Genomic DNA, 4,285 nt, shown 5'->3' with positions numbered 1-4,285 from the left:
AAAGCCGCAGCTTACCGCCGCGCTCACGCAGCTCGAAGCTCTCGGCCTCGATATCCCCGTGTGCGGTCTCGCCAAGGCCGACGAGGAGGTGTTCGTCCCCTGGGACGACGCTCCCGTGGTGCTGCCGAGTGGCTCGGCTTCGCTCTACCTCATCAAGCAGGTGCGCGACGAGGCACATCGCTTCGCGATCACGTTCCACCGCGAGCTGCGCGACAAGGCCATGACGGTGTCGGTGCTCGATGAGGTGGAAGGCGTGGGTGCCACACGCAAGAAGGCCATCATGAAGCACTTCGGTTCCATGAAGAAGCTCCGCGCGGCAAGCGTGGAGGACATCGCCGCCGTGAAGGGCGTACCGGCGCAGGTGGCGCAGGCCGTGTACGACACGCTTCGAGCCTGGGATCGCGAGCGCGCTGGGGCGGGAGCGGACAGTGGGGAAGCGACTCAGGGAGAAGCGGAATAGCCGCGATCCTCGCCGCATGCGCTGCGTCCCGTGCGCGGTATACTGGACGAGACCGTGTCGCCCGCGCGCAAGGAGGCAGCCCATGGCAGATATCAACCCCCAGGTGATCACCGCGGCAGAGCTTGCCGACCGCGTGCCCGATATCGTCATCATCACGGGCATGAGCGGTTCCGGGCGCACGCAGGCGCTGCACGTCTTCGAAGACATGGGCTATTTCTGCATCGACAACCTGCCGCCGAGTCTCGTGCTCCAGCTCGCGCAGCTCGTGGGTATCAACACCGGCGTGGGCAGGCACCTCGCGGTGACGAGCGACCTGCGCAGCCAGGGGCTCTTCGACGAGCTGCTCGATACCATCCAGAACCTGCGCGCGCACGAGATGAGCTGCAAGGTTGTGTTTCTCGAAGCGTCGGACGAGGTGCTCATCCGCCGTTATAGCGAGAACCGCCGTCGGCACCCGCTTGCGAAGCCCGGCGACACCACGGCCGATGCCATCCAGCGCGAGCGCACGCAGCTTGCAGAGGTGCGCGACCATGCGGATATGATCATCGACACGAGTCGTTTGAAGGTCGCGGCGCTTCGCACGAAGCTCCGCATGGCGTTCTCCGAGCTTACCGACCAGCAGCTCATGGACGTGCAGGTGTTCTCCTTCGGCTTCAAGCACGGCATGCCTGTCGAGGCCGATATCTTGATCGACGTGCGGTTCCTGCCGAACCCCTTCTACGACCCCGAGATGCGCAAGCTCACGGGACTCGACGAGAAGGTTTCGCGCTTCGTTCTCGAGCATCCGAACACCCAGGCGTTCTGGACGGCATGGCGCCAGCTGCTCGACGCCGTCATGCCAGGGTATGTGGCGGAGGGCAAGCCGCAGCTCTCGATCGCCGTGGGGTGCACGGGTGGCCAGCACCGCAGTGTGGCCATCGCGGAGGCAACGGCGCGCTATCTCGAGCGCCAGCAGTACCATGTGACGATCTCGCATCGCGACCTGCCACGCGCTAACATGACTGCCAGCGGCGAAGCACACTAACAACACGGGCGATTTCAGCACCAGGTAGTGAAATCGCCCTTTTGCCAACAGAGGAGGCGAGCGTTCTATATGTCCTTCACGGCCGAGGTGCGAGATGAGCTGTCTCGTCAGGAGCCGGTATGCGAGTTCTGCGATCTTGCGACGCTCGCTGCGCTCGTGCGCGTGTGCGGCACGCTTTCGCTCGGCGGATCGGGGCGCTACGGGCTCATGGTCGCCACGGAGACGGGCGCCGTGGCGCGCACCATGATCGGGCTCACGCACAAGGTGCTCAAGCTCAAGACCGAGTTCACCGTGCGGCGCTCGGTGCTCCACAAGGTGCGCAACTACCTCATCTCGCTTCCCGATCAGCCGGGACTCGACAAAGCGCTCGTGCTACTGGGCGTGCTCGACCGGCGCGGTGGGCTCGTGGCGGGCATCCCGCGGCATGTTGTCGCGCGGCCGTGCTGTAGGCTGGCGTATATCCGCGGCGCGCTTATCGCCGGCGGCTTCGTTGCCGATCCGCGCGGTGACTTTCATTTGGAAATCGCCGTGCAAGGGGAGGAGTTCGCCCGGTCGCTTGCGCGGCTCATCGGCGAGGTCGGCATCAACGCGCGCGTGAACCATCGGAAGTCGACGTATGCGGTGTACGTGAAGAGCGGCGACGATGTGCGCGGCCTGCTCGAGGCGGTGGGTGCGGCAAGGTCCGTGGACGTGCTCGAGGACGCGCGGGCGATGAAGTCGGTGAAGAACGAGGTTAATCGCAAGGTGAACGCCGAGCTTGCGAACCAGACGAGAAGCGCCGGCGCCGCCCAGCACCAGCTCGAGCTCATTGCCGAGGCCGAGGAGCTCGGCCTGCGGGGCAGCTTGCCACAGGCGCTCGAGGAGTTCTGTGACCTGCGCCTCGCGTACCCGGATCTTTCGCTCCGCGACCTGGGCGAGATGTGCAACCCGCCGCTTTCCAAATCTGCCCTGTACCACCGGGTGCTCCGCCTGGAAAAGCTCCTTGGCGAGTAGGGGGCCAAGGCACGCAGGGCCACCCAGGCGGCTGCTTTGTAAAATTACCCCAGCGACTTTTTTACATCGCACTAGGAGGGGTGCGTTGTTGCGCGAATTCCTGTCAGTGCGATGTAAAAAAGTCGCTGGGGTAATTTTACATCCGCTCGGTTCAATACCCCTGGGATACTTGTACGCAAACAGGGCGCGTGACTAGCTTTCAACTATTTGAACGCTTCAATAATATGAAGCGTTTTAATATCAGAGAATCGTCAAAAAGTCACTATTCACGCGAATCTATCTTGTAAAAAAAGGTATATTTGGTGAGTGGTTTGTTTGTGGGTCTGAGCGGTAGGCAAGGAACCTGCCGGGCCCTACGAAAGGAGACACACATGGCAGTAAAGGTTGCGATTAATGGCTTCGGCCGCATCGGTCGTCTCGCGTTCCGCCAGATGTTCGGTCACGAGGGTTCCGAGATCGTCGCCATCAACGACCTCACCTCCCCGGACATGCTCGCGTACCTGCTGAAGTACGACTCCACGCAGGGCAATTACAGCCGCGATCACGAGGTCACCGCCGGTGAGAACTCCATTACCGTCGACGGCAAGGAGATCACCATCTACAAGGAGGCCGACGCCAACAACCTCCCGTGGGGCGAGCTCGGTGTCGACGTCGTGCTCGAGTGCACCGGCTTCTACACCTCCAAGGAGAAGGCCCAGGCGCATATCAACGCCGGCGCCAAGAAGGTCGTCATCTCCGCTCCGGCCGGCAACGACCTGCCCACCATCGTTTACAACGTGAACCATGAGCAGCTCACGGCCGAGGACAACATCATCTCCGCCGCGTCCTGCACCACCAACTGCCTCGCCCCGATGGCCAAGGGTCTCAACGACTTCGCGCCCATCGTGTCCGGCATCATGACCACCATCCATGCCTGGACCGGCGACCAGATGCCGCTCGACGGCCCGCAGCGCAAGGGCAACAAGCGTCGCAGCCGCGCCTGCGCCGTGAACATCGTCCCGAACTCCACCGGTGCCGCCAAGGCCATCGGTCTCGTGCTCCCCGAGCTCAACGGCAAGCTCATCGGTGCTGCCCAGCGCGTTCCCACCCCCACCGGCTCCCTCACCAACCTCTATGCCGTGGTTGACAAGGAAGTCACCAAGGACGAGGTCAACGCCGCTATGAAGGCTTACGCCGCGACCATCTCCGAGACTTTCGCCTACAACGAGGACGACATCGTCTCCACCGACATCATCGGCGAGACCCACGGCTCGATCTTCGACGCCACCCAGACCATGTGCGCCCCGCTCGGCAACGGCCAGACGCTCGTTCAGGTTACCTCTTGGTACGACAACGAGAACTCCTACACCTCCCAGATGGTCCGCACCATCAAGTACTTCGAGAAGTTCGTGGCGTAAGCTTCGGGCTCCGCTCGGTACACACGGGTGCGGTCGCAGCTCACAGGGCCGCGGCCGCACCTTTTTGTTTTCGAACGTAAAGGAGTGAACATGGCTTTCTTCAAGAAGACCATCCGCGACATCGATGTCGACGGCAAGCGCGTCCTCGTGCGCGTGGACTTCAACGTGCCGGTGGCCGATGGCGTCGTGGGCGATACCACGCGCATCAAGGCCGCCATCCCCACCATCCAGTACCTCGTTGACCACAACGCCAAGGTCATCCTCATGAGCCACCTCGGCCGCCCCAAGGGCGACGGCCCGGAGCCGGCGCTCTCGCTCGCTCCCGTTGCCGAGAAGCTCGCCGAGCTCTCCGGTCTGAACGTCTCCTTCGTCGCCGATACCTACGGCGAGGCTGCTGCTGAGGCTGCCGCC

The 4,285-nt window shown here is 63.1% G+C and carries 5 protein-coding genes; all 5 read left to right on the top strand.

Annotation, left to right across the window (positions count from 1 at the left end):
* A partial coding sequence (locus tag QZ079_RS08325; RefSeq protein WP_297037410.1) for a helix-hairpin-helix domain-containing protein occupies positions 1-460 on the top strand: 460 nt, incomplete at its 5' end.
* A gap of 82 nt (positions 461-542) precedes the next feature.
* Positions 543-1,484, top strand: a complete 942-nt coding sequence (rapZ, locus tag QZ079_RS08320) for an RNase adapter RapZ (protein ID WP_297037409.1) — start codon at positions 543-545, stop codon at positions 1,482-1,484.
* A 69-nt stretch (positions 1,485-1,553) separates the two neighbouring features.
* A complete protein-coding gene (gene whiA / locus QZ079_RS08315; RefSeq protein ID WP_297037406.1) occupies positions 1,554-2,477 on the top strand; it encodes a DNA-binding protein WhiA in 924 nt (307 codons plus the stop codon).
* Between the two features lie 371 nt (positions 2,478-2,848).
* Positions 2,849-3,874 (top strand): type I glyceraldehyde-3-phosphate dehydrogenase, encoded by a 1,026-nt coding sequence (gap, locus tag QZ079_RS08310; RefSeq protein WP_019128634.1) that lies wholly within the window; start codon positions 2,849-2,851, stop codon positions 3,872-3,874.
* Between the two features lie 90 nt (positions 3,875-3,964).
* A partial coding sequence (gene pgk / locus QZ079_RS08305; protein ID WP_297037405.1) for a phosphoglycerate kinase occupies positions 3,965-4,285 on the top strand: 321 nt, incomplete at its 3' end.

It is taken from the genome of uncultured Enorma sp., assembly GCA_905210055.1.
GTDB lineage: Bacteria > Actinomycetota > Coriobacteriia > Coriobacteriales > Coriobacteriaceae > Enorma.
Note: the sequence above shows the minus strand (reverse complement) of the source record. Positions and strands in the feature narration are given on the sequence as shown.